Genomic DNA, 24,330 nt, shown 5'->3' on the forward strand with positions numbered 1-24,330 from the left:
AAACAAAACCCCTGATTGCGTTAGCAATCAGGGGTTTCGGAATTTAATCTTGACGATGACCTACTCTCACATGGGGAAACCCCACACTACCATCGGCGATGCATCGTTTCACTGCTGAGTTCGGGATGGGATCAGGTGGTTCCAATGCTCTATGGTCGTCAAGAAATTCGGGTACTGAGTCGTGACCAGTTGGCCTCGCTTCAGCAAATTGGGTATGTGATAGCTTCGGTGTTTTGTGAGTTTCTCGAACTTTCGGTTCGTTTCGTCTTCACACACCGCAATCTGGTCTCTTCGACTCAAATTGCTTGGGTGTTATATGGTCAAGCCTCACGGGCAATTAGTATTGGTTAGCTCAACGCCTCACAGCGCTTACACACCCAACCTATCAACGTCGTAGTCTTCGACGGCCCTTCAGGGAACTCAAGGTTCCAGTGAGATCTCATCTTGAGGCTAGTTTCCCGCTTAGATGCTTTCAGCGGTTATCTATTCCGAACATAGCTACCCGGCAATGCCACTGGCGTGACAACCGGAACACCAGAGGTTCGTCCACTCCGGTCCTCTCGTACTAGGAGCAGCCCCTCTCAAATCTCAAACGTCCACGGCAGATAGGGACCGAACTGTCTCACGACGTTCTAAACCCAGCTCGCGTACCACTTTAAATGGCGAACAGCCATACCCTTGGGACCGGCTTCAGCCCCAGGATGTGATGAGCCGACATCGAGGTGCCAAACACCGCCGTCGATATGAACTCTTGGGCGGTATCAGCCTGTTATCCCCGGAGTACCTTTTATCCGTTGAGCGATGGCCCTTCCATACAGAACCACCGGATCACTAAGACCTACTTTCGTACCTGCTCGACGTGTCTGTCTCGCAGTCAAGCGCGCTTTTGCCTTTATACTCTACGACCGATTTCCGACCGGTCTGAGCGCACCTTCGTACTCCTCCGTTACTCTTTAGGAGGAGACCGCCCCAGTCAAACTACCCACCATACACTGTCCTCGATCCGGATAACGGACCTGAGTTAGAACCTCAAAGTTGCCAGGGTGGTATTTCAAGGTTGGCTCCACGCGAACTGGCGTCCACGCTTCAAAGCCTCCCACCTATCCTACACAAGCAAATTCAAAGTCCAGTGCAAAGCTATAGTAAAGGTTCACGGGGTCTTTCCGTCTAGCCGCGGATACACTGCATCTTCACAGCGATTTCAATTTCACTGAGTCTCGGGTGGAGACAGCGCCGCCATCGTTACGCCATTCGTGCAGGTCGGAACTTACCCGACAAGGAATTTCGCTACCTTAGGACCGTTATAGTTACGGCCGCCGTTTACCGGGGCTTCGATCAAGAGCTTCGCGTTAGCTAACCCCATCAATTAACCTTCCGGCACCGGGCAGGCGTCACACCCTATACGTCCACTTTCGTGTTTGCAGAGTGCTGTGTTTTTAATAAACAGTCGCAGCGGCCTGGTATCTTCGACCGGCATGAGCTTACGGAGCAAGTCCTTCACCCTCACCGGCGCACCTTCTCCCGAAGTTACGGTGCCATTTTGCCTAGTTCCTTCACCCGAGTTCTCTCAAGCGCCTTGGTATTCTCTACCCAACCACCTGTGTCGGTTTGGGGTACGGTTCCTGGTTACCTGAAGCTTAGAAGCTTTTCTTGGAAGCATGGCATCAACCACTTCGTCATCTAAAAGATAACTCGTCATCAGCTCTCGGCCTTAGAATCCCGGATTTACCTAAGATTCCAGCCTACCACCTTAAACTTGGACAACCAACGCCAAGCTGGCCTAGCCTTCTCCGTCCCTCCATCGCAATAACCAGAAGTACAGGAATATTAACCTGTTTTCCATCGACTACGCTTTTCAGCCTCGCCTTAGGGACCGACTAACCCTGCGTCGATTAACGTTGCGCAGGAAACCTTGGTCTTTCGGCGTGGGTGTTTTTCACACCCATTATCGTTACTCATGTCAGCATTCGCACTTCTGATACCTCCAGCAAGCTTCTCAACTCACCTTCACAGGCTTACAGAACGCTCCTCTACCGCATCATCCGAAGATGATACCCGTAGCTTCGGTGTATGGTTTGAGCCCCGTTACATCTTCCGCGCAGGCCGACTCGACTAGTGAGCTATTACGCTTTCTTTAAAGGGTGGCTGCTTCTAAGCCAACCTCCTAGCTGTCTAAGCCTTCCCACATCGTTTCCCACTTAACCATAACTTTGGGACCTTAGCTGACGGTCTGGGTTGTTTCCCTTTTCACGACGGACGTTAGCACCCGCCGTGTGTCTCCCATGCTCGGCACTTGTAGGTATTCGGAGTTTGCATCGGTTTGGTAAGTCGGGATGACCCCCTAGCCGAAACAGTGCTCTACCCCCTACAGTGATACATGAGGCGCTACCTAAATAGCTTTCGAGGAGAACCAGCTATCTCCGAGCTTGATTAGCCTTTCACTCCGATCCACAGGTCATCCGCTAACTTTTCAACGGTAGTCGGTTCGGTCCTCCAGTTAGTGTTACCCAACCTTCAACCTGCCCATGGATAGATCGCCCGGTTTCGGGTCTATTCCCAGCGACTAGACGCCCTATTAAGACTCGCTTTCGCTACGCCTCCCCTATTCGGTTAAGCTCGCCACTGAAAATAAGTCGCTGACCCATTATACAAAAGGTACGCAGTCACAGAACAAAGTCTGCTCCCACTGCTTGTACGCATACGGTTTCAGGATCTATTTCACTCCCCTCTCCGGGGTTCTTTTCGCCTTTCCCTCACGGTACTAGTTCACTATCGGTCAGTCAGTAGTATTTAGCCTTGGAGGATGGTCCCCCCATATTCAGACAAAGTTTCTCGTGCTCCGTCCTACTCGATTTCATGACTAAGAGATTTTCGCGTACAGGGCTATCACCCACTATGGCCGCACTTTCCAGAGCGTTCCGCTAATCTCAAAGCCACTTAAGGGCTAGTCCCCGTTCGCTCGCCACTACTAAGGGAATCTCGGTTGATTTCTTTTCCTCAGGGTACTTAGATGTTTCAGTTCCCCTGGTTCGCTCCATACACCTATGTATTCAGTGTAAGGTAACCATCTTATGATGGCTGGGTTCCCCCATTCAGACATCTCCGGATCAAAGTCTGTTTGCCGACTCCCCGAAGCTTTTCGCAGGCTACCACGTCTTTCATCGCCTCTGACTGCCAAGGCATCCACCGTATGCGCTTCTTCACTTGACCATATAACCCCAAGCAATCTGGTTATACTGTGAAGACGACATTCGCCGAAAATTCGCAATTACTCACAAATTTTACCTTAGCCTGATCCGTTACCAGTGAAAGTAACGTTCAGTCTATCTTTCTATCACATACCCAAATTTTTAAAGAACGATCTAATCAAAGACTAGAAATCAACATTCACCATCACAACGATGGAATGCTCATTTCTAAGCTTTCATAACGTAGAAGCAGTAGTGGTGGAGCCAAACGGGATCGAACCGTTGACCTCCTGCGTGCAAGGCAGGCGCTCTCCCAGCTGAGCTATGGCCCCGTATTTCTACAGGCGTTTCCCACACAAAATTGGTGGGTCTGGGCAGATTCGAACTGCCGACCTCACCCTTATCAGGGGTGCGCTCTAACCAACTGAGCTACAGACCCAATTTCGGGCTGCTTCTTATCGTCTTCTTCAATGAATCAAGCAATTCGTGTGGGAACTTATGGAGCAGCTGATGTCGTCGATTAAGGAGGTGATCCAGCCGCAGGTTCCCCTACGGCTACCTTGTTACGACTTCACCCCAGTCATGAATCACACCGTGGTAACCGTCCTCCCGAAGGTTAGACTAGCTACTTCTGGTGCAACCCACTCCCATGGTGTGACGGGCGGTGTGTACAAGGCCCGGGAACGTATTCACCGCGACATTCTGATTCGCGATTACTAGCGATTCCGACTTCACGCAGTCGAGTTGCAGACTGCGATCCGGACTACGATCGGTTTTCTGGGATTAGCTCCACCTCGCGGCTTGGCAACCCTCTGTACCGACCATTGTAGCACGTGTGTAGCCCAGGCCGTAAGGGCCATGATGACTTGACGTCATCCCCACCTTCCTCCGGTTTGTCACCGGCAGTCTCCTTAGAGTGCCCACCATGACGTGCTGGTAACTAAGGACAAGGGTTGCGCTCGTTACGGGACTTAACCCAACATCTCACGACACGAGCTGACGACAGCCATGCAGCACCTGTCTCAATGTTCCCGAAGGCACCAATCTATCTCTAGAAAGTTCATTGGATGTCAAGGCCTGGTAAGGTTCTTCGCGTTGCTTCGAATTAAACCACATGCTCCACCGCTTGTGCGGGCCCCCGTCAATTCATTTGAGTTTTAACCTTGCGGCCGTACTCCCCAGGCGGTCAACTTAATGCGTTAGCTGCGCCACTAAGAGCTCAAGGCTCCCAACGGCTAGTTGACATCGTTTACGGCGTGGACTACCAGGGTATCTAATCCTGTTTGCTCCCCACGCTTTCGCACCTCAGTGTCAGTATCAGTCCAGGTGGTCGCCTTCGCCACTGGTGTTCCTTCCTATATCTACGCATTTCACCGCTACACAGGAAATTCCACCACCCTCTACCATACTCTAGCTCGTCAGTTTTGAATGCAGTTCCCAGGTTGAGCCCGGGGATTTCACATCCAACTTAACGAACCACCTACGCGCGCTTTACGCCCAGTAATTCCGATTAACGCTTGCACCCTCTGTATTACCGCGGCTGCTGGCACAGAGTTAGCCGGTGCTTATTCTGTCGGTAACGTCAAAACAGCAAAGTATTAATTTACTGCCCTTCCTCCCAACTTAAAGTGCTTTACAATCCGAAGACCTTCTTCACACACGCGGCATGGCTGGATCAGGCTTTCGCCCATTGTCCAATATTCCCCACTGCTGCCTCCCGTAGGAGTCTGGACCGTGTCTCAGTTCCAGTGTGACTGATCATCCTCTCAGACCAGTTACGGATCGTCGCCTTGGTGAGCCATTACCCCACCAACTAGCTAATCCGACCTAGGCTCATCTGATAGCGCAAGGCCCGAAGGTCCCCTGCTTTCTCCCGTAGGACGTATGCGGTATTAGCGTCCGTTTCCGAACGTTATCCCCCACTACCAGGCAGATTCCTAGGCATTACTCACCCGTCCGCCGCTCTCAAGAGAAGCAAGCTTCTCTCTACCGCTCGACTTGCATGTGTTAGGCCTGCCGCCAGCGTTCAATCTGAGCCATGATCAAACTCTTCAGTTCAAACATCTTTGGGTTTTTAAGAAACCCTAAACTTGGCTCAGCAATCGTTGGTTACATCTTTGATTTCTCGCGGAGTAACTTGTGATGCTGATAATCTTTTTGACTATCAGTCTGACTCCACAAGCACCCACACGAATTGCTTGATTCAGTTGTTAAAGAGCGGTTGGTTAAGATCTTTCGTCTCAACCGAGGCGCGCATTCTACAGCAGCCTCTGTTGCTGTCAAGCGGTTTTTTTAAGAAGTTTTCAAAGTTTCCTTTGTAACTTCAACCACTTGCGCTTCAGATCTCTCGTTAGCGGGAGGCGAATTCTACAGCGTTACACGCTGCTGTCAACACCTCTTTTTCTCCGCTTTCGACCGAGAAGATCGAACCGTTAATAGGGCTAAACAACACGTCCCTATCAACTCCTTCTGGGCTTCGATGATCTGAAGCGGCTCGCTGTCGAAACCTACATAACTCTTTGTTTACCAAGGAGTTTTCCGTTTCGACTGCGCCGGAAGTGGGGCGAATTATAGACTTCCAGAATCTGCCGTCAACCCTTAATTTAGCTTTTCTATCAATCCATCCCGACAATCACAAAATCTACCTATATATAGAGAAATACGGCACACGCTGAGCAATATATTGCTCATCACCACACAGTTAAGCATCATAGCCACTTCTGCTTCTTTAAATACGACCTCGGACGAACACCCTCAATGACCACTTCACCCCGTAGCCTGGCTTCGACATTGTTTCCGGTCGGCCTGCTGCTCATTGCCATGGCCTCCATTCAATCAGGCGCATCACTCGCCAAAAGCATGTTCCCCATTGTGGGCGCGCAAGGCACCACCACCCTTCGCCTGATTTTCGCCAGCGTGATCATGCTGCTTCTATTACGCCCATGGCGCGCCAAGCTCACAGCCAAGTCGCTACAGACCGTGATCGTTTACGGAATGGCCCTGGGCGGAATGAACTTCCTCTTCTATATGTCGCTGCGGACCGTTCCGCTAGGCATCGCAGTAGCCTTGGAATTCACCGGCCCACTGGCCGTCGCCATATATGCTTCACGGCGCGCTGTAGACTTTCTCTGGATAGCCTTGGCCATCATTGGCCTTCTGCTGCTGATCCCCATGGGAGCGGCCAGCAACGGCATCGACCTGACAGGCGCCGCTTACGCACTGGGCGCAGGTGTGTGCTGGGCACTCTATATTTTGTTCGGCCAAAAGGCCGGCGCTGACAACGGCGTACAGACCGCCGCCCTGGGTGTAATGATCGCCGCACTGTTTGTCGCGCCGATCGGAATCGTCCACGCGGGCGCGGCATTACTCACTCCCTCCCTGATCCCGATCGCCATTGGTGTCGCCGTTTTATCCACCGCCCTGCCCTACACTCTGGAGATGGTCGCCCTGACTCGCCTGCCCGCCCGCACATTCGGAACCTTGATGAGTATCGAGCCCGCATTCGGCGCCCTGTCCGGCCTGTTTTTCCTTCAAGAACACTTATCCTTGGCGCAGTGGCTGGCGATCACCTGCATTATTCTGGCCTCGGTTGGCGCAACCCTGACCATGCGTAACGAATCAAAGCCACTCGTTCCCGCAGATTGATTCAGGATTTGACGTAGCTCTGGCATTTGCCGCTCAATTAGGCCATGTTTAAACCGTAACCCAGTGTCACTCATGGAGAATTTAGATAAGGACATCATGAACGCTACACTCGAGAGCGAGTAAAGCCAGCTTCGTGCAGCTAAGCGGGGCGGCTATTAAGGATAGGAATGAAGCGAATTTTGATGCTGTTCATGATTGTGGCAATCGCAGGTTGTGCCGCGACTACCAAGACCGAAGTGAAACGGGGAAAGAAGGGACTGCATATCAACTGCTCGGGCCTGTCCTCCTCCTGGGACAAGTGCTACGCCAGTGCAGCCAATTCATGCGGCGCCAAAGGCTATAAAGTCATCGCCAAGTCAGGCGACAACGCCGAAGACCCGGGCGACTACCCGTTCGGCCTCAACCCCGCCGGCTACACCAGCCGAAGCATGATCGTCATCTGCAAATAACTGTCGACGCTCTCACAGCCTCGACAGCTGTTGACTGAGCACATCGTAGTTCGATGACATGACCTGCGCCTGCACCTGCGGGCTGACCATCATCCGCGCCACCACCAGGGCGCCGATGCATTGCGACAGAATCGACCAAGCCAAATCCTCGCTGCCCAACGTTGCAGCCCAGCCCGCCTGCAATCGGCAAATCCAGTCCTGCGCCTGTTGGCGTACTGCCACATCAGACCGTGCAATCTCCGCCCCCAGGCTCGGCAACGCACAGCCCGCCTCCGACTGCTCCACATGGGCCATGCTCAAATAGAACTTCAAACAGCGATCCAGCCGCTCCCGACTCTGCACACCATTGCCATTCAAGCGTTCAAGGCTATGGCTCAATTCACGCTCGACAATCGAGCTGAACAATTCGTCCTTCGAGGCGAAGTGGCTATAAAAGGCACCGCCACTCAAGCCAATGGCTTTCATCAAGCCATCCACCCCGACGCTGGCAAACCCTTCTTTCTTCGCCAAGGCCGCACTGCTATCCAGCAGCTTCTCTTTGGTTTCCTGCTTATGACTGGCCGAATATCGCATCACTTCCCTCTCTGTTGTTCGCTTGACGCCTGTCGGATCGTAGCATAACGTTCGTTTGGCAAACGATCGTTTACTAAAGGATCTCCCATGACGAACAACAAGAAAATCGTACTGGTAGTGGGTGCCGGCGATGCTACCGGTGGCGCCATAGCCAAGCGCTTTGCCCGTGAGGGTTATGTCGCCTGCGTTACCCGGCGCAGCGCCGATAAACTGCAACCCTTGGTGGAAAGCATCCAGGCGACAGGTGGAGAAGCGCATGGCTTTGCCTGCGATGCCCGCAAGGAAGAGGACGTTATCGCCCTGATCGAACAGATTGAAACCGAGTTGGGGCCCATAGAAGCCTTTGTCTTCAACATTGGCGCCAATGTGCCGTGCAGTATCCTGGAAGAAACCGCCCGCAAGTACTTCAAGATTTGGGAGATGGCCTGTTTCTCAGGCTTCCTCAACGCCCGGGAAGTGGCCAAGCGCATGGTCACCCGTAATCGCGGGACCATCCTGTTTACCGGTGCCACCGCCGGCTTGCGTGGCGCCGCCGGCTTTGCCGCATTCGCCGGAGCCAAACACGGGATCCGCGCACTGGCGCAAAGCATGGCTCGCGAACTGGGCCCGCGGAATATCCACGTCTCCCACGTGGTCGTGGATGGCGCCATCGACACTGACTTCATCCGCGACAACTTCCCGCAAAAATACGCCCTCAAGGATCAGGACGGTATTCTCAACCCCGAGCACATCGCCGATAACTATTGGTACCTGCACAGCCAGCCACGGGACGCCTGGACCTTCGAGCTGGACCTGCGCCCCTGGAATGAACCCTGGTAAGCACGCCCCATAACAATAAACAGCGAGTACCCAGCATGAGTAAAACAGTGGAGTTTTTCTTCGATCTCGGCAGCCCGGCCACCTATTTGGCCTATACCCAGCTTCCAGGCCTATGCGCGGCAACCGGCGCCCAGTTGATTTATAAGCCAATGCTACTGGGCGGCGTATTCAAAGCCACCGGCAACGCGTCGCCGGCCACCGTTCCCGCCAAGGGCCGCTACATGTTCCAGGACCTGGCGCGCTATGCCCAGCGCTACAACGTCCCGCTCAAGTTCAATCCGCACTTTCCCATCAACACCTTGCTGCTGATGCGTGCGGTCACCGGCATTCAAATGCGCCAGCCCGAGCGTTTTCTCGACTTCATCGACTGCCTGTTCCGCGCACTTTGGGTAGAGGGCCGTCACTTGGGAGACCTGTCCGTGGTAGCCACAGTGCTGGCCGAACACGGCTTTGATCCCGAAGAAATCCTGGCGCTAACCAATGATGACGAGGTCAAGGCTGCCCTCAAGGACAACACCGAACACGCCATCCAACGTGGCGTATTCGGTGCCCCCAGCCTGTTTGTCGGCAACCAGCTGTTCTTTGGCCAGGATCGCCTGGACTTTGTGCGTGAAGCGCTGAGCTAGATCGCGGCCGTACGCACCTGCAACCACTCCAGCGCAGCGCCACTGAGCAGCGGACTCAGGCGCTCGCGCACTTGCGCATGGTACTCGTTGAACCATTGGCGCTCTTCCACCGTCAGCAGCGACGGCTCAAGGCAACGGGTGTCGATCGGGCATAGGGTGAGTGTCTCGAACTTGAGGAACTCGCCAAACTCGGTCTTGCCCGCTTCACGGTTCAACACCAGGTTCTCGATGCGCACGCCCCAACGGCCCGGACGATAAGTGCCCGGTTCGATGGACGTAATCATGCCCGCCTGCATCGCCGTTTGCGGCGCAGCGACAGCTTGGTACGCGATCACCTGCGGACCTTCATGCACGTTCAGGAAATAGCCTACGCCATGGCCGGTGCCGTGGCCGTAGTCCACGCCTTCCGCCCAGATCGGCGCGCGGGCGATGGCGTCCAGCAACGGCGAAAGAATGCCCTTGGGGAAATGCGCGCGGGACAAGGCAATCACACCCTTGAGTACACGCGTGCAGTCGCGCTTCTGCTCTTCGCTTGGCGTGCCGATAGGCACCATCCGCGTGATGTCGGTCGTGCCGCCCAGGTACTGGCCACCCGAGTCGATCAGCAGCAACCCATCGCCTTCGATCAGCGCGTGCTCTTCTTCAGTCGCGTGATAGTGCGGCATCGCGCCATTGGCATTGAACGCGGCAATCGTATTGAAGCTCAACGACACATAACCCGGGCGACGGGTACGGGCCGCTGTCAGGTGTTCATCAATGGTCAGTTCGGTGATGCGCTCACGGCCCAACGCGCTGTCGAGCCAGGCAAAGAATTCACACAGGGCTGCGCCATCCTGCTCCATGGCCTGACGAATATGCTCGGCGTCCGCCAGGCTTTTGCGCGACTTGGCCAAAGTAGTAGGGTTCAGGCCTTCGATCAGCGTCACGCCACTGCCCAGGTTCTCCAGCAATCCAGCAGTCACCCGTGCCGGGTCGACCTGCACACTGGCGCCTGAAGGAATGTCCTTCAACGCCGCCGCAACTTCGCTGTAATCCCGCAGGGTCACGCCATCCTGTTCCAGCACGGCGCGCAGCTCGGCGTCGATCTTGCTCAAGGCCACAAACAGCGTCGCCTGCTGCTGGCCAATCAAGGCAAAGGACACAAACACCGGATTGAACGAAACGTCGCCGCCGCGCAGGTTAAACAGCCAGGCAATGTCGTCCAGGGTCGCGATGAAATGCCAGTCGGCGCCCTTCTCCTTCAAGCTGGCACGCAGGGCTGCGAGCTTCTCGCCACGGCTGACGGTGGCCTGAGGCGGCAAATGCTGATAGATCGGCTGGTTCGGCAAGGTTGGGCGGTCTTGCCAGACTTCATTCAACAGGTCGATGTCCGTACGCAAGCGTGCACCACGTGCCTCCAGCTTGCTGCTCAAAGTGCGAGCTGATGCAACGGCCATGACCGCGCCATCCACGGCCACCACACCGCCTTCCGGCGTCTGTTCCGCCAGCCACTCCAGCGGCCCGGGCTGGCCCGGTTGCAGTTTGACCAACTCGATACCGCTGCCCTTGAGTTCCTTGGTCGCCTGTTCCCAATAGCGGCTGTCTGCCCATACACCGGCGAAATCCGCGGTGACAATCAGCGTACCCACCGAACCATGAAAACCCGACAACCACTGACGACCCTGCCAGTAACCCGGCAGGTATTCGGACAAGTGTGGGTCGGCCGACGGCACCAACAGGGCATGAATACCCTCGCGGCTCATCAGTTCGCGGGTGTGCGCCAGGCGCTGGGGAACCGTTCCATGGGTCAAAGGCTGTGTGCTCATCGTGTCTCCTGCTAACCACTAATAATTGTTATGGGGTCAAACGGCCCAGAAAGCCGGTGCGCTGGCCAGTGCGGCCTTGATCAGTTGTACCGCCTGATCGATGTCCTGCTCGGTGGTAAACCGCCCGAGGCTCAAGCGAATGGTGCGACCTGCGCTGCGGGCATCATGGCCCAGCGCCAGAAGCACATGAGACGGTGCATTGCTCGCCGAATTGCAGGCCGACGTGGCCGAGAAGGCAATGCCCGCGCTCAACGCGGCGGAATTGAACTCGCCCTCGCTGAACGTCAGGCTCAAGGTGTGGGGAATACGCTGGGTAAGGCTGCCATTGAGGCGCACCCCGGCAATCGTATTCAGCTGTTCCAGCAGGCGCTCGCGCAGGGCAACAATGGTCGCCTTCTCTTCGGCAAAGGACGCTGCCGCCAGTGCGAACGCAGTGCCCATACCGGCAATCTGGTGAGTCGCCAGGGTGCCGGAACGCAAGCCGCCTTCATGACCACCGCCGTGAATCTGCGCCAGCACTTTCTGCTGCGCACGTGGGCCGACGTACAGCGCGCCGATACCCTTGGGACCATAGAGTTTGTGTGCGGAAAATGACATCAGGTCCACCGGCCACTCAGCCAGGTCAATCGCGACCTTGCCCGCGCCCTGCGCCGCATCCACGTGAAACAACGCACCGTGTTCACGCACTCGCGCGCCAATCGCCTGGATATCGTTGAGGGTGCCCAGCTCGTTGTTCACCAGCATCAGCGACACGAGGAAGGTGTCCTCACGCAACGCTTCGCTCACCGCCTCGACGCTGATCAAACCTTCGGCGTCCGGCACCAGGTACGTCACCGCAATCCCGGCTTCCTGCAACTGGCGGGCGGTATCCAACGTGGCCTTGTGTTCAATCTGGCTGGTGATGATATGCCCACCGGCTACGCCCCGCGCCTGGGCGACGCCCTTGATGGCGAGGTTGTTGGACTCGGTGGCACCGGAGGTCCAGACGATCTGTGCCGGCTCCGCGCCGACCAGTTCAGCCACCTGGCCCCGCGCCTGTTCAACCGTTTGCCGGGCCTGTTGGCCGAACGCATGGGAACTGGACGCAGGGTTACCGAAGTTGGCGTTGAAGCCCAGGCACTCGACCATCACCTGGATGACCCGCTCATCCACCGGCGTGGTGGCGGCGTAGTCGAAATACAGCGGACGTTTATTCATGACGTTAAAGACTCGCAGAGCATGTTCCCGAGAACGACGTCTCAGGGGCAGCGATCAGGAAGGAAGATGGTTTACCTGATCCCGTGCCGTTAAAGAAAGACCACTTTATTTAAAAGTGCGTAGGAACGCTCCTGAAATTCAGCTTAACAGGCTCCGGGAAACGGATGGCAAACAAAAAACCCGAGGTTCCTGTGGGAAACCTCGGGCTTTTCAGACCTGGTCACTGACTCAACTGGGGCGACCGTGCAGCGTCATGCCGCGCTCGGCATTCATTTCACCCTGACGATCGAAACCAAAGGTTTTCTGTGGCTGGCCGGTCAGTTCGGCTTTCTTCTGTTGGTATTCATCAAACGACAGGCCTCGACGGCTCAGGGCTTCCAGCGCCAGCTCCTTGCTCTCTTCCGCCGAGTAGGCACGCAGTTCAGGCGACGAATGTGTCGCGCAACCGGCAAGAACTGAGGTGACGAGCAATACGGAAATGGCGAGAAAACGATTCATGGCGAAGGTCCTGCGAAACGGGTTGAAGTCAATGAGCACAGGCTACTCCCGCCCCTGCACGGTGAAAAATCATCAGCCGTGATAGTCGCTATCAACCCTTGCGACACCTGTGATAGCCACGTCTTATATTCCATGCAGATCTATAAATATGGAAATACGTTCATTTACGGAATAAACACAACCCTCTATAAATGGCTTCAACGCTCACGCCACTGTTCGCCTGGCAACTGTTGCCCAGGCAACAGTCATTCAACAAAACACCAGGCAGACAACACCGTCATTTTCCAACACCTGGCCCACGACCCGCGCCAGTCAAGGCCTGCGCAGCTTGGTACAGCTCTTGCTCAAGTCCTGCTACTGCTCTTGCCCTGAGCGACTGTTGAAAAAGGAACTGTTGATGACCCGTCCACTGAATGTCGTTGCCCTCTCCGGCGGAACCTGGCGCCCGTCCCGCACCCTGGTGTTGACCCAGGCGGTGCTGGCCGAACTGGCCACTCAATTGCCGATCCAGACCACCCTGATTGAACTGGGCGACATTGCCCGGCCACTGGGCGGCGCACTGTCCCGCCAGGAACTGCCCGCCGACGTCGAGGCGCAACTGCACGCCATCGAACAGGCCGACCTGCTGATCGTCGCCGCCCCGGTGTATCGCGGTTCATACCCAGGCCTGCTCAAGCACCTGTTCGACCTGGTCGACCTCAACGCCCTGATCAACACCCCGGTGTTGCTGGCGGCCACCGGCGGCAGTGAACGCCACGCCCTGGTACTCGATCACCAACTGCGCCCGCTGTTCAGTTTCTTCCAGGCCCTGACTTTGCCCATTGGCGTGTACGCCACCGAGGCCGACTTCACCGACTACCAAATAACCAGTGAGCCCTTGAAGGCCCGCATTCGCCTTGCTGCAGAACGCGCCGCGCCGTTGTTTGCCGCGCATCCCACCTCTCTGCTGAAAATCGCTTAAGGATTTGTCATGGATGTTTTCTGGTTTCTGCCTACACACGGTGACGGTCATTACCTGGGCACCACCCAGGGCGCTCGCCCGGTCACCCTCAACTATTTGAAACAAGTCGCCCAAGCCGCAGATAACCTCGGCTACCACGGCGTGCTGATCCCCACCGGCCGCTCCTGCGAAGACTCCTGGGTCATCGCCTCGGCGCTGGTGCCACTGACCGAACGCCTGCGCTACCTGGTGGCGATTCGCCCGGGGATCATTTCGCCGACCGTCTCCGCACGCATGGCCGCCACCCTCGACCGCCTGTCCAATGGCCGCCTGTTGATCAACGTGGTGACTGGCGGCGACCCCGACGAAAACCGCGGCGACGGCAGCTTCCTCGATCACAGCGAACGCTACGAAGTGACCGACGAATTCCTCAAGATCTGGCGCCGCGTGTTGCAGGGCGAATCGGTGGACTTCGAAGGCAAACACCTGCGGGTGCAGAACGCCAAGGCACTTTACCCGCCGGTGCAAAAGCCGTATCCGCCGCTGTACTTCGGCGGTTCCTCGGACGCTGCCCACGACCTCGCCGCCGAACAAGTCGACGTGTACCTGACCTGGGGCGAACCACCGGCCGCCGTCGCGGAAAAACTCGCCGACGTGCGTGAGCGCGCCGCCCGCCATGGTCGCACCGTCAAGTTCGGGATTCGCCTGCATGTGATCGTGCGGGAAACCGAAGAAGACGCCTGGAAAGCCGCCGCCAAACTGATCGAACACATCAGCGACGAAACCATCGCCGCCGCGCAAAAATCCTTCTCACGCTTTGACTCCGAAGGCCAGCGGCGCATGGCCGCCCTGCACGACGGGCGCCGCGACAACCTGGAAATCGCCCCCAACCTGTGGGCCGGCGTCGGCCTGGTGCGTGGCGGCGCGGGCACGGCCTTAGTGGGCAACCCCCAGCAAGTTGCCGAGCGGATCAAGGAATACGCGGACCTGGGCATCGAAAGCTTCATCTTCTCCGGCTACCCGCACCTGGAAGAGGCGTATCGCTTTGCCGAACTGGTGTTCCCGCTGCTGCCGGAACCCTACGCGAGCCTGGCCGGGCGCGGCGTCACCAACCTCACCGGACCGTTCGGCGAAATGATTGCCAACGACGTCCTGCCGGCAAAAGCCAAGGCCTGACTTGCCGTCTGCCGGGGTACGCCCCGGCACACCATGAGGAATCCCGCGTGACAGCCAAACCCAACAGCGTCCTGCCCTCACCGTTGCAGACAGCCAAAGTGCTGGCCGCCGAATTCGCCCTCACCGCCGTCGAACGCGACGAGCGCGGCGGCACACCCAAGACCGAACGTGACGCCCTGCGCCAAAGCGGCTTGCTGGCCCTTAGCATCCCCACCCAATACGGCGGCCTCGGCGCCCGCTGGAGCGAGACCCTGGAGATCGTTCGCGAGTTCGCCAAAGTCGACAGCTCCATCGCCCACGTCTTCGGCTTTCATCACCTGATGCTTGCCACCGTTCGCCTGTTCTCCCGCCCGGAGCAATGGCAACCCTGGTTCGAACAAACCGCGCGCAAAAACTGGTTCTGGGGCAACGCCCTCAACCCCTTGGACACGCGCACGGTGGTCAAGGCCTACAAAGGCTGGCGAGAATTCTCCGGCAAGAAGAGCTTTTGCTCCGGCGCCAGCGACTCGGAAATGCTGATCGCCTCAGCCGTGGATGAAAACGCCGGCGGCAAGCTGCTGATCGCCGCCATCCCCAGCGGGCGCAGCGGCATCACCCTGCACAATGACTGGAACAACATTGGCCAGCGCCAGACCGACAGCGGCAGCGCCAGCTTCGAACGGGTACGCGTGGAGGAGTCGGAGTTGCTCCTCGATCCCGGCCCGTTGAGCACACCCTTCGCCTGCCTGCGCCCGCTGATCGCTCAGTTGACCTTCACCCATATGTTCCTTGGCATCGCCGAAGGCGCCTTTGCCGAAGCCCGGAATTACACCCTGACCGAAACCCGGCCCTGGCATAAATCCACGGTGCAGGACATCCGCCAGGACCCGTATGTGCTCAACCACTACGGCGAATTCTGGGTCGCCCTTGAAGGCGTTCGACTGCTGGTGGAGCGTGCCGCCGAGCTGCTGGACCAGGCCTGGGCCAAAGGCCCGAGCCTCAGCGAAAGCGAGCGCGGCGAACTGGCCATCGCCATCGCCACCGCCAAGGTCGCCGCCACCCGCAACGGCCTGGAACTGTGCAGCCGCCTGTTCGAAGTCACCGGCGCGCGTTCCACCCACGCCTCCCTGCGCCTGGACCGGCACTGGCGCAACCTGCGCACGCAAACCCTGCACGACCCGGTGGACTACAAACTCCACGAACTGGGGGACTGGGCGTTGAACCAGTCCCTGCCGATTCCCACGTTCTACTCCTAGAAGAGGTGCCCATGCAGCTTTTAACCCTACCGCCCTCGCCCGCTCTTGCGACCTCGATCCGCGCCACGGCCCAGGTCTTCGAAGACCCGAAATCCCAGGCGCTGCTGGCGCACATCCAGCAAGTCGCGCCCAGCGAAGCCAGCGTGCTGATCATCGGCGAAACCGGCACCGGTAAAGAGCTGGTGGCACGCCATATCCACAACCTCAGCGCCCGGCGCAACCGTCCGTTCGTGGCGGTAAACTGCGGCGCGTTTTCCGAATCGTTGGTGGAGGCCGAGCTGTTCGGCCATGAAAAAGGCGCCTTCACCGGCGCCCTCAGCGCCAAGGCCGGCTGGTTCGAAGAGGCCGACGGTGGCACCCTGTTCCTCGATGAAATCGGTGATTTGCCGATGGCGATTCAGGTCAAGCTGCTGCGGGTACTCCAGGAGCGCGAAGTGGTGCGCCTGGGATCACGCAAAAGCATTCCCATCGACGTGCGGGTCCTGGCGGCCACCAACGTTCAATTGGAAAAAGCCATCAACGCCGGACATTTCCGCGAAGACCTGTACTACCGCCTCGATGTGGTGAGCCTGGAGCTGAGCCCGTTGCGGGACCGGCCCGGCGACATCCTGCCCCTGACCCGGCACTTTATCGAAGCCTACAGCCAGCGCCTGGGTTACGGACCGATCACCATCAGCCGCGAGGCCGAGCAGAAACTCAAAAGCTACAGTTGGCCAGGCAACATTCGCGAGCTGGAAAACGTGATTCACCACACCCTGCTGATCTGCCGCAACGGCGTGATCGAACGCGACGACCTGCGCCTGTCGAACATGCGCATCGAGCGTCAGGACGACAGCCAGCACGGCATCGACAACAGTGCTGAAGCCCTGCTGGAACGCGCCTTTCAAAAACTCTTCGAGGAACAGGCCGGCGCCCTGCATGAAAAGGTCGAGGATGCATTGCTGCGCGCTGCCTACCGCTTCAGCCATTACAACCAGGTGCACACCGCCAACCTGCTGGGCCTGAGCCGCAACGTGACGCGTACCCGCTTGATCAAGATCGGTGAGCTGGCCGTGAACAAGCGCCGCCCCGGCGAAAACGTACAGGGCGAGCGCATGCTGCACCTGTCAATTTAGGCGGCAGTGCAAGGCGTTGTCATGGCTGCGCTCGATACTGCGCAACACCTGGAACGAACCGAAGGTCACTGCCGTGGCCTGGTGGGCGCGTATCAGCGTCCAGAAATCTTCCTCACCGTGCTCAAAACACTTGAAGGCCGCCTCACCGTCCTCGCGGGAGCGCCATTGCAAGTAGCTGAGCACCCGGCGCCCATCATCGCTGACCTGCACGCTGGCGTTCATAAAGCCGCCGTGGTCCTGGGCCAGGCGCTCGCTTTGGGATGACAGGGCCGCTACCAACGCGGATTGCTGCTGAGGTTCGATCTGGAACTCGACCATCTGGGTGAAACTCAGACTCTTCTCTAATACCTGCATGAACATTCCCCTCTTACCGTAGGCACAATCTTGCGATTGGATGCCACGCAGGGTAAAACCTCTAGTTAAGTCAAGGTCAAGGGCTTTTTCATGGTCACCAAAGAACTCACCGTCGGCCAATTGGCAGCCCGTAGCGGCGTTGCCGTTACCGCCCTGCACTTCTACGAAACCAAGGGTTTGATCAAGAGCAGCCGTAACGCCGGCAACCAACGGCGCTACTCGCGGGACGTGTTGCGCCGAGTGGCGGTGATCAAGATTGCCCAACGGCTGGGCATCCCCCTGGCGACCATCTTTGACGCATTGCAAACCTTGCCCGAAGGTCGCACGCCCACCGCAGCTGACTGGGAGCGCCTGTCTGCCGCGTGGCGTGAGGACCTGGACCAGCGCATCGACAAACTGACGCTGCTGCGGGACAAACTCAATGGCTGTATTGGCTGTGGGTGTCTGTCGATAGAGGCGTGCCCGCTGCGCAATCAGGATGACGTACTGGGTGAACGCGGGCCTGGGGCACAATTGCTGGAGCCCAGCGTAAATCCCTGATAAGGAAACCCGATCAATGTGGGAGCGGGCTTGCTCGCGAAGGCGGCGTGTCAGTCACTCAATAAGTTGGCTGATACACCGCCTTCGCGAGCAAGCCCGCTCCCACATTTTGATCTCCATCAGACTTAGAAACCCGGAGCTATCTGGCCTTTATAGCGTGTCAGGATGAACTGGCGCACTTCATCGGAGTTCAACGCCTTGGCCAGTTTCTGGATGCCCGGGTCGTTGATGTTGTCCGGGCGCGCTACCAGGTACTCGACGTACAGGCTCTTGCCCTTCTCGACGATCAACGCGCTGTTGGTGTCGATCCCCGCTTCCAGGGCGTAGTTGGCGAACACGAACGCCAGGTCCACCTGGCTCACCGAGCGAGCCAGCAACGCCCCTTCCAACTCACGAATTTTCAGGTGCTTGGGGTTTTCGACGATGTCCCGTGGGGTGGCCAGGGTGTTGCTCGGGTCCTTGAGTTTGATCAGGCCGGCTTCATCCAGCAGCACCAGCGCACGGCCGGTGTTGACCGGGTCGTTGGGGATCGACACTGTGGCGCCGTCTTTCAACTCAGCGATGTTTTTGATCTTGGTCGAATAGGCACCAAACGGCTCGATGTGCACGCCAACCACCGGCACCAGATTGGTATGCCGGGTTTTGTTGTAGTCATCCAGGAAAGGCCGGTACTGATAGTAGTTGGCGTCAATGTTCTTCAGCGCCAGTTGTTGGTTGGGCTGGATGAAGTCGGTGAAGACCTTGATTTGCAGGTCCACGCCCTCCTTGGCCAGCACGGGTTTGACGAACTCCAGGATCTCGGCGTGAGGCACGGGCGTGGCGCCGACGACCAACGTCTCGTTGGCAAAGGCGTTGAAGGACAAGACAGCGGCCAAGATGGCCAGGGATTTTTTCATGGTTGCTCCGAAGGCATTAGTTATAGGAATCAACGGCGGCTGTAACGCGCCACCAAACGGTCACCGGTCATTTGCAGGGCCTGCACCAGCACCAACAGCAGCAACACCGTGACCACCATCACGTCGGTCTGGAAACGCTGATATCCATAGCGAATTGCCAGGTCGCCCAAGCCACCGCCACCGATCACCCCGGCCATCGCGGTGTAGTCCACCAGCACAATCGCGGTAACGGTGACCGCTGCCAGCAGCCCGCCCCGGGCTTCCGGCAACAGCGTGTGGCGGATCACCTGCCAGGTGCTGGCGCCCATGGATTGGGTGGCTTCCACCACACCACGGTCGACTTCACGCAAGGCGGTTTCCACCAGCCGCGCAAAGAAAGGCGTACAGCCCACCACCAACGGCGGAATCGTGCCGGGCACGCCCAGGGAGGTGCCCACCAGCAAGGTGGTCAACGGGATCAGCACAATCAGCAGGATGATGAACGGCAGCGAACGCAGCACGTTCACCACCACCGACAGCACCCGATACACCACCAGGGTTTCGTGCAACTGGCGCTTGCCGGTAAGGAACAGCACCACCCCCAGCGGCAACCCCAACAGCACGGTAAAACCCAGGGCCGCAGTGAGCATGCTCAAGGTTTCCAGGCAGGCTTGGCCGATGTCGGCCCAGTAGATGTTTTTAAACAGCTCGGCCATGGTTCAGGACCAGTCGTGACGCGGTGGCTTGGCACCGTTGAGCAACCAGTTGCCCACCACGTGATACTTCCAGCGCACCGGGTCATGCAGGGTGTGCACACGGGCGTTGCGCCAGTGACGGTCGAAGTTGTGTTTCTTCAAAGTGGAACGGGTGCCGCCGAGTTCGAAGAGCTTGTTGCTAGCTTCGATGGCGATTTCAGTGGTCAGTACCTTGGCTCGGGCGACCGCCAGGGAAGCGTGGGCGACGTTGTCTTCATCGGGTGCCGGGCGCGCGGCGTCCAGGGCTTTTCCGGCGCGTTCCAGCAAGGCTTCCGCCGCTTCCAGACGAATATCCAATGCGCCCACCTGGATGATGGTCAGCGGATCTTCACTGGCTTTTTCCACCCCGGCATCAATCCACGGGCGGGCGAACTGCTGGACGAACTGCACCGTGTCACGTAACGCAGCACGGGCGATGCCGGCGTCGATGGCGGCGGTGGTCAATTGTGCAAAAGGACCAGCGAGCGTCGGCGAATCGTAGGAGCGATGGGTAGGAAACAGATTGAAAGCCGGCACCTTCAAGTCATCGGCCAGCACCGTGCCGCTGGACGTGGTGCGCTGCCCCATGCTGTCCCAGTCGTCGACCACCACCAAGCCTTCAGTGCCACGGGGCACGAATGCCAACTGCGCATTTTGCTGTTCATCCAGCGCCAGCACCGCCAGCCAGTGGGCGTACAGCGAACCGGTGCAATACCCCTTGCGACCGTTGATCACATAGCCATCGCCTTGCGGGCGGATGGTCGCCTGGATGTCCTGGACGTTCTTACCGCCGGTTTCCGACAGTGCATTGGCAAACCGATGCCCTTCCAGCGCCAGGCCAAAAAAGTACGCCTGCTGCTCGGGGGTGCCCTGCAGACGGATGTCTTCCAGCAGGCAGTAATGGTTCTGCGGGATCTGACCCAGCGAGGGGTCGGCCGCCGAGATGATCGCAATCACCTGGGCCAACACCGCGTAGGACACTTGGGCGCCGCCAAACTCGCGAGGCACGCTGATGCCCCACAGGCCGCTGTTGGAATACAGGTCGACCACTTCGACCGGCACCTGGCGGGTGCGGTCACGTTCGGCGTCTTGCTCCAGCAACACGGCGGCGACCCGATGGGCTACGGCCAGGGCCTGGGCCTCATCGCGGATCAGCTCGGCGTGGGGCGTGTGAATCGGGTAATCGGCAGATACAGGCAGTACAGACATACAACGCTCTCGGGCGAATGATTGACCTGAGCTATTGCAGCTTCTGTGCCTGAGGGCCCGGGCCGTCAAACTCAAGGGTTTGCGCCCACCCTGACCGCAATAATCCGCCCATGGCGCAGCAAACTGCCGGTTTGCTGTTGCCTGGCCAACACCTCGTCGGCTGCCCGCAGGCCACGGCACACGTGGCCTATAGTGAAAAGGCCGTCCCTCCATAACCACAATCAAGGAGAACGATATGAGCGTTAAACCCATTCCCGAGGGCTATCACAGCATCACGCCGTACTTGGGTATCGAAAAAGCCGCTGAGGCCATCGAGTTCTACAAGAAAGCCTTCGGCGCCACCGAAGTCATGCGCCTGGACATGCCAGACGGCAAGATCGGCCATGCCGAACTGCGCATTGGCGATTCGGCGATCATGATGGCCTCACCCTGTGGCGAAATGTCTTTCGGCAGCCCGGGAAAAGAACACCCCAGTGTGTGCCTGCATCTCTATGTGCAGGACGTCGACCAACAGTTCGCCCAGGCCATCAAGGCCGGCGGCACCGCGATTTCAGAACCCAAGGATCAATTCTACGGTGACCGCTCCGGGACACTGAAAGACCCGTTCGGGCATGTGTGGTTTTTGGCCACACGCAAGGAGGACTTGACCGAGGCGCAGGTTCGCCAGCGTGCCGAGGCGTTGTTCAAGCAAGGATGAAGTCGCCTGGGCGACACAACCCAACTGTGGGAGCTGGCTTGCCTGCGATGGCATCACCTCGGTGCGACTGATACACCTAGTTGCCTGCATCGCAGGCAAGCCAGCTCCCACAGTTGACCTGCACTGCCTGAAAGATCGGGCTTCAACACACTTCATGAACAACCCCTCCACGCTTTCCCCCTTGCCCCAGGCGTCGTGTGATTTCAGGATGCAGGCAATCATCACGAGGAGTCATTCCATGTTCGCCGGATTCCAAAAAGACCAGCGCCACGTCAACGGCGTGGACATCTGCTACCGCAAAGGCGGCACAGGTCCCGGCCTGCTCCTGCTCCACGGGCACCCGCAGACCCACGTCATCTGGCACAAGGTCGCCGAGCAACTGGCCGAACACTTCACCGTGGTCGCCGCCGACCTGCGCGGTTACGGCGACAGCAGCAAGCCCGCCGCCAATGACCACCACACCCACTATTCCAAACGCGAAATGGCCCGCGACGGCGTCGAATTGATGAAGGCCCTGGGCTTCGAGGAATTCTCGGTACTGGCCCACGACCGTGGCGCCCGAGTCGCCCATCGCCTGGCCCTGGACCACCCCAAGGCTGTACAGCGCATGGTCCTGCTGGACATCGCACCGACCCTGGCCATGTACGCCCAGACCGACGAAGCCTTCGCCCGCGCCTACTGGCACTGGTTCTTCCTGATCCGCCCGGCGCCGCTGCCCGAGAGCCTGATCGAAGGCAATCCGGAACTGTACCTGCGCAGCGTCATGGGCAGCCGCAGTGCCGGGCTCAAGCCGTTCACCGATGAGGCCTTCGCTGAATACCTGCGCTGCCTGAAACTGCCCGGCACCGCCACCGGCATCTGCGAAGACTACCGCGCCGCTGCCGGCATCGACCTTGAGCACGACCGCGCCGATATCGACAAAGGCAATCACCTGGAACTGCCATTGCTGGTGATGTGGGGCGCCGAAGGCACCGTCGGCCGCTGCTTCGACCCCCTCAAGGAATGGCAAAAAGTCGCGACCGACGTACGTGGCAAGGCCCTGCCGGCCGGCCACTACATCGCTGAAGAAGCCCCTGAACTGTTGCTCGGCGAAGTCCTGGCCTTCCTTAGCTGAGCCTTTATGCACCGCTGATCTGACCGATCCCGTCCCGCAGGCTTGAAACAGCCTGCGACGGGATCTGCTTGCCCAAAAAACGTCTCGAGATAATAAAAATGACAATCAGAAAACTGCTGGGAACCCTGTATGTGCAAGTGATCATCGCCATTGTGCTGGGCGTGTTGATCGGCAACCACTGGCCGCAGGTGGGTATCGACCTCAAGCCGTTGGGCGACGGGTTTATCAAGCTGATCAAGATGATCATCGGCCCGATCATCTTCTGCACGGTGGTGTCCGGCATCACCAGCATGCACGACGTAAAGCAGGTGGGCCGCGTGGGTGGCAAGGCGCTGCTCTACTTTGAGATCGTCTCCAGCATAGCCCTGGTGATCGGCATCCTTGCCGCGCACCTGCTGCACCCGGGCGTGGGTTTCAACATTGATGTGAAAACCCTCGACACTTCGGCCATCGCCGGTTTTGTCGGCCAGGCCGAACACGGCGAAGGCGTCACCGGATTCCTGATGCATGTGATCCCCACGACCTTCTTCGATGCCTTCTCCAAAGGCGAAATCCTCCCGGTGCTGTTTGTGTCGGTGCTGTTTGGCCTCGGGCTGGTGATGATCGGCGAGAAGGGCCGGCCCTTGGTGGGCGTGATCAACCAGGCCAGCGAAGTGTTCTTCCGCATCGTCGGGATGATCAGCCGCGTAGCGCCGATCGGGGCCTTCGGGGCCATCGCCTTCACCATCGGCAAGTACGGCCTGGGTTCGCTGCTGCCGCTGTTGAAACTGGTGGGCACGTTCTACGTCACCGCGTTTTTCTTCGTCGCCGTGGTGCTGGGCAGCATTGCCCGTTATGTAGGGTTCAGCATCTTCAAGCTGCTGACCTACATCAAAGCCGAGCTGTTGATCGTGCTGGGCACCAGCTCATCCGAATCGGCCCTGCCGCAGCTGATCCAGAAACTCGAAAGCCTTGGCGCGTCCAAAGGCGTGGTGGGGATCGTGGTGCCCACCGGCTACACCTTCAACCTGGATGGCACCAACATCTATATGACCCTGGCGGTGCTGTTCCTGGCCCAGGCGACCAATATCGACCTGACGCTGGAGCAACAACTGACCCTGCTGGCGGTGGCGATGCTCACCTCCAAAGGTGCCGGTGCGGTGGTGGGTGCAGGCTTTGTCGCGCTGGCCGCCAGCCTCGCGGTCGTACCCACGGTGCCGGTGGCGGCGATGGTGTTGATCCTGGGTGTGGACCGGTTCATGGCTGAATGCCGCTCGCTGACCAATATCATCGGCAATGCCGTGGCCGCGCTGGTGGTGGCTGCTTGGGAAGGTGAACTGGACCGCGAGAAAATGGCGCCCATCGCCCTCAAGCATGGCCGTCATGCACGGGCCGCCGCCCAGGCGAAGATCGCCGCCGAGTAACCCTTAAACACCGATACCCTGTGGCGAGGGAGCTTGCTCCCGCTGGGCTGCGCAGCGGCCCCAAAATCCTGGGAGCGCTTCGCACTCCAGCGGGAGCAAGCTCCCTCACCACAGAAGCTCCCTCGCCACACCGGTGCT

The 24,330-nt window shown here is 58.3% G+C and carries 20 protein-coding genes, 2 tRNA genes and 3 rRNA genes; 12 read left to right on the forward strand and 13 right to left on the reverse strand.

Annotated elements, in window-relative coordinates:
- Nucleotides 1–47 precede the first annotated feature (47 nt).
- From rrf to JFU58_RS00025, 5 genes are all read right to left on the reverse strand, one after another.
- Nucleotides 48–163, reverse strand: a 5S ribosomal RNA gene (gene rrf, locus JFU58_RS00005).
- A gap of 153 nt (nt 164–316) precedes the next feature.
- Nucleotides 317–3,210, reverse strand: a 23S ribosomal RNA gene (locus JFU58_RS00010).
- Nucleotides 3,211–3,444: 234 nt separating this feature from the next.
- Nucleotides 3,445–3,520 (reverse strand) — tRNA-Ala (locus JFU58_RS00015).
- A 30-nt stretch (nt 3,521–3,550) separates the two neighbouring features.
- Nucleotides 3,551–3,627, reverse strand: a tRNA-Ile gene (locus tag JFU58_RS00020).
- 82 nt (nt 3,628–3,709) lie between these two features.
- Nucleotides 3,710–5,246, reverse strand: a 16S ribosomal RNA gene (locus JFU58_RS00025).
- Together the 16S, 23S and 5S rRNA genes with 2 tRNA genes alongside form the textbook arrangement of a ribosomal RNA operon.
- 699 nt (nt 5,247–5,945) lie before the next feature.
- Between JFU58_RS00025 and rhtA the strand changes: the two genes are divergently transcribed.
- Together rhtA and JFU58_RS00035 are read left to right on the forward strand one after the other, a co-directional pair.
- Complete coding sequence (gene rhtA / locus JFU58_RS00030; RefSeq protein ID WP_063028418.1) at nt 5,946–6,833, forward strand: threonine/homoserine exporter RhtA; 888 nt, start codon at nt 5,946–5,948, stop codon at nt 6,831–6,833.
- 167 nt (nt 6,834–7,000) lie between these two features.
- Nucleotides 7,001–7,282 carry a hypothetical protein gene (locus tag JFU58_RS00035; protein ID WP_017476825.1) on the forward strand — a complete coding sequence of 94 codons (282 nt, stop codon included), beginning with the start codon at nt 7,001–7,003 and terminating at the stop codon, nt 7,280–7,282.
- Nucleotides 7,283–7,294: 12 nt separating this feature from the next.
- Here JFU58_RS00035 and JFU58_RS00040 read toward each other — a convergent pair whose 3' ends face one another.
- Nucleotides 7,295–7,855, reverse strand: a complete 561-nt coding sequence (locus JFU58_RS00040; RefSeq protein WP_063028416.1) for a TetR/AcrR family transcriptional regulator — start codon at nt 7,853–7,855, stop codon at nt 7,295–7,297.
- Nucleotides 7,856–7,942: 87 nt separating this feature from the next.
- On the opposite strand from JFU58_RS00040, the gene JFU58_RS00045 reads away from it, so the two are divergent.
- Together JFU58_RS00045 and JFU58_RS00050 are read left to right on the forward strand one after the other, a co-directional pair.
- Nucleotides 7,943–8,674, forward strand: coding sequence for an SDR family oxidoreductase (locus JFU58_RS00045; protein ID WP_201139652.1), 732 nt, complete (start codon nt 7,943–7,945; stop codon nt 8,672–8,674).
- 35 nt (nt 8,675–8,709) lie between these two features.
- Nucleotides 8,710–9,300 (forward strand): 2-hydroxychromene-2-carboxylate isomerase, encoded by a 591-nt coding sequence (locus JFU58_RS00050; RefSeq protein WP_063028411.1) that lies wholly within the window; start codon nt 8,710–8,712, stop codon nt 9,298–9,300.
- Here JFU58_RS00050 and JFU58_RS00055 read toward each other — a convergent pair.
- The 3 genes from JFU58_RS00055 to JFU58_RS00065 all read right to left on the reverse strand — a co-directional run bounded on the left by JFU58_RS00055 (nt 9,297) and on the right by JFU58_RS00065 (nt 12,800).
- Entirely contained in the window at nt 9,297–11,105 is a 1,809-nt protein-coding gene (locus JFU58_RS00055; RefSeq protein ID WP_201139653.1) for an aminopeptidase P family protein, read from the reverse strand. The genes JFU58_RS00050 and JFU58_RS00055 overlap by 4 nt on opposite strands.
- 36 nt (nt 11,106–11,141) lie before the next feature.
- Nucleotides 11,142–12,302: a cysteine desulfurase family protein gene (locus JFU58_RS00060; RefSeq protein ID WP_063028407.1), complete on the reverse strand. Its 1,161-nt coding sequence runs from the start codon at nt 12,300–12,302 to the stop codon at nt 11,142–11,144.
- A 228-nt stretch (nt 12,303–12,530) separates the two neighbouring features.
- A complete protein-coding gene (locus JFU58_RS00065) occupies nt 12,531–12,800 on the reverse strand; it encodes a DUF547 domain-containing protein (protein ID WP_076016660.1) in 270 nt (89 codons plus the stop codon).
- A gap of 397 nt (nt 12,801–13,197) precedes the next feature.
- Here JFU58_RS00065 and msuE point away from each other — a divergent pair, with 397 nt between their 5' ends.
- From msuE to JFU58_RS00085, 4 genes are read left to right on the forward strand one after another with little or no spacing between them, the layout of a single operon-like run.
- Nucleotides 13,198–13,761 (forward strand): FMN reductase, encoded by a 564-nt coding sequence (msuE, locus tag JFU58_RS00070; protein ID WP_063028405.1) that lies wholly within the window; start codon nt 13,198–13,200, stop codon nt 13,759–13,761.
- 9 nt (nt 13,762–13,770) lie between these two features.
- Nucleotides 13,771–14,916, forward strand: coding sequence for an FMNH2-dependent alkanesulfonate monooxygenase (ssuD, locus tag JFU58_RS00075; protein ID WP_003210130.1), 1,146 nt, complete (start codon nt 13,771–13,773; stop codon nt 14,914–14,916).
- 47 nt (nt 14,917–14,963) lie between these two features.
- Nucleotides 14,964–16,151: an acyl-CoA dehydrogenase family protein gene (locus tag JFU58_RS00080; RefSeq protein WP_063028403.1), complete on the forward strand. Its 1,188-nt coding sequence runs from the start codon at nt 14,964–14,966 to the stop codon at nt 16,149–16,151.
- 11 nt (nt 16,152–16,162) lie between these two features.
- Nucleotides 16,163–17,266, forward strand: a complete 1,104-nt coding sequence (locus JFU58_RS00085; RefSeq protein WP_010166567.1) for a sigma-54 interaction domain-containing protein — start codon at nt 16,163–16,165, stop codon at nt 17,264–17,266.
- On the opposite strand, the gene JFU58_RS00090 is transcribed toward JFU58_RS00085, so the two are convergent.
- Nucleotides 17,258–17,620: an antibiotic biosynthesis monooxygenase gene (locus JFU58_RS00090; RefSeq protein ID WP_177027368.1), complete on the reverse strand. Its 363-nt coding sequence runs from the start codon at nt 17,618–17,620 to the stop codon at nt 17,258–17,260. The genes JFU58_RS00085 and JFU58_RS00090 overlap by 9 nt on opposite strands.
- Nucleotides 17,621–17,710: 90 nt before the next feature.
- Here JFU58_RS00090 and soxR point away from each other — a divergent pair, with 90 nt between their 5' ends.
- Nucleotides 17,711–18,160 (forward strand): redox-sensitive transcriptional activator SoxR, encoded by a 450-nt coding sequence (gene soxR, locus JFU58_RS00095; RefSeq protein ID WP_201139654.1) that lies wholly within the window; start codon nt 17,711–17,713, stop codon nt 18,158–18,160.
- 125 nt (nt 18,161–18,285) lie between these two features.
- Here soxR and JFU58_RS00100 read toward each other — a convergent pair whose 3' ends face one another.
- Genes JFU58_RS00100 through JFU58_RS00110 form a run of 3 tightly spaced genes read right to left on the reverse strand, consistent with a single transcriptional unit; the run spans nt 18,286 to nt 20,978 of the window.
- Nucleotides 18,286–19,056: a MetQ/NlpA family ABC transporter substrate-binding protein gene (locus JFU58_RS00100; protein WP_076016645.1), complete on the reverse strand. Its 771-nt coding sequence runs from the start codon at nt 19,054–19,056 to the stop codon at nt 18,286–18,288.
- A gap of 29 nt (nt 19,057–19,085) precedes the next feature.
- Entirely contained in the window at nt 19,086–19,751 is a 666-nt protein-coding gene (locus JFU58_RS00105; RefSeq protein WP_177027369.1) for a methionine ABC transporter permease, read from the reverse strand.
- 3 nt (nt 19,752–19,754) lie between these two features.
- Entirely contained in the window at nt 19,755–20,978 is a 1,224-nt protein-coding gene (locus tag JFU58_RS00110; RefSeq protein ID WP_177027370.1) for an SfnB family sulfur acquisition oxidoreductase, read from the reverse strand.
- Between the two features lie 235 nt (nt 20,979–21,213).
- On the opposite strand from JFU58_RS00110, the gene JFU58_RS00115 reads away from it, so the two are divergent.
- The 3 genes from JFU58_RS00115 to dctA all read left to right on the forward strand — a co-directional run bounded on the left by JFU58_RS00115 (nt 21,214) and on the right by dctA (nt 24,192).
- On the forward strand, nt 21,214–21,675 hold the full coding sequence (locus JFU58_RS00115; protein WP_063028393.1) for a VOC family protein: 462 nt from the start codon (nt 21,214–21,216) through the stop codon (nt 21,673–21,675).
- A 238-nt stretch (nt 21,676–21,913) separates the two neighbouring features.
- A complete protein-coding gene (locus JFU58_RS00120; protein WP_201139655.1) occupies nt 21,914–22,789 on the forward strand; it encodes an alpha/beta fold hydrolase in 876 nt (291 codons plus the stop codon).
- A 98-nt stretch (nt 22,790–22,887) separates the two neighbouring features.
- A complete protein-coding gene (gene dctA / locus JFU58_RS00125) occupies nt 22,888–24,192 on the forward strand; it encodes a C4-dicarboxylate transporter DctA (protein WP_003207293.1) in 1,305 nt (434 codons plus the stop codon).
- The last annotated feature ends 138 nt before the right edge of the window (nt 24,193–24,330 follow it).

The sequence above is a fragment of the Pseudomonas sp. TH34 genome (assembly GCF_016650865.1).
GTDB classification, from domain to species: domain Bacteria; phylum Pseudomonadota; class Gammaproteobacteria; order Pseudomonadales; family Pseudomonadaceae; genus Aquipseudomonas; species Aquipseudomonas yamanorum.

Bases quoted from the DNA above. Each gene is read 5' to 3' on its own strand.
- soxR (WP_201139654.1), top strand. From the start codon at position 17,711: ATGGTCACCAAAGAACTCACCGTCGGCCAATTGGCAGCCCGTAGCGGC.
- JFU58_RS00110 (WP_177027370.1), bottom strand. From the start codon at position 20,978: ATGTCTGTACTGCCTGTATCTGCCGATTACCCGATTCACACGCCCCAC.
- JFU58_RS00040 (WP_063028416.1), bottom strand. From the start codon at position 7,855: ATGCGATATTCGGCCAGTCATAAGCAGGAAACCAAAGAGAAGCTGCTG.
- JFU58_RS00050 (WP_063028411.1), top strand. From the start codon at position 8,710: ATGAGTAAAACAGTGGAGTTTTTCTTCGATCTCGGCAGCCCGGCCACC.
- JFU58_RS00105 (WP_177027369.1), bottom strand. From the start codon at position 19,751: ATGGCCGAGCTGTTTAAAAACATCTACTGGGCCGACATCGGCCAAGCC.
- JFU58_RS00090 (WP_177027368.1), bottom strand. From the start codon at position 17,620: ATGCAGGTATTAGAGAAGAGTCTGAGTTTCACCCAGATGGTCGAGTTC.
- msuE (WP_063028405.1), top strand. From the start codon at position 13,198: ATGACCCGTCCACTGAATGTCGTTGCCCTCTCCGGCGGAACCTGGCGC.
- JFU58_RS00065 (WP_076016660.1), bottom strand. From the start codon at position 12,800: ATGAATCGTTTTCTCGCCATTTCCGTATTGCTCGTCACCTCAGTTCTT.
- ssuD (WP_003210130.1), top strand. From the start codon at position 13,771: ATGGATGTTTTCTGGTTTCTGCCTACACACGGTGACGGTCATTACCTG.
- JFU58_RS00100 (WP_076016645.1), bottom strand. From the start codon at position 19,056: ATGAAAAAATCCCTGGCCATCTTGGCCGCTGTCTTGTCCTTCAACGCC.
- JFU58_RS00085 (WP_010166567.1), top strand. From the start codon at position 16,163: ATGCAGCTTTTAACCCTACCGCCCTCGCCCGCTCTTGCGACCTCGATC.
- JFU58_RS00115 (WP_063028393.1), top strand. From the start codon at position 21,214: ATGAGCGTTAAACCCATTCCCGAGGGCTATCACAGCATCACGCCGTAC.
- JFU58_RS00045 (WP_201139652.1), top strand. From the start codon at position 7,943: ATGACGAACAACAAGAAAATCGTACTGGTAGTGGGTGCCGGCGATGCT.
- dctA (WP_003207293.1), top strand. From the start codon at position 22,888: ATGACAATCAGAAAACTGCTGGGAACCCTGTATGTGCAAGTGATCATC.
- JFU58_RS00060 (WP_063028407.1), bottom strand. From the start codon at position 12,302: ATGAATAAACGTCCGCTGTATTTCGACTACGCCGCCACCACGCCGGTG.
- JFU58_RS00055 (WP_201139653.1), bottom strand. From the start codon at position 11,105: ATGAGCACACAGCCTTTGACCCATGGAACGGTTCCCCAGCGCCTGGCG.
- JFU58_RS00120 (WP_201139655.1), top strand. From the start codon at position 21,914: ATGTTCGCCGGATTCCAAAAAGACCAGCGCCACGTCAACGGCGTGGAC.
- rhtA (WP_063028418.1), top strand. From the start codon at position 5,946: ATGACCACTTCACCCCGTAGCCTGGCTTCGACATTGTTTCCGGTCGGC.
- JFU58_RS00035 (WP_017476825.1), top strand. From the start codon at position 7,001: ATGAAGCGAATTTTGATGCTGTTCATGATTGTGGCAATCGCAGGTTGT.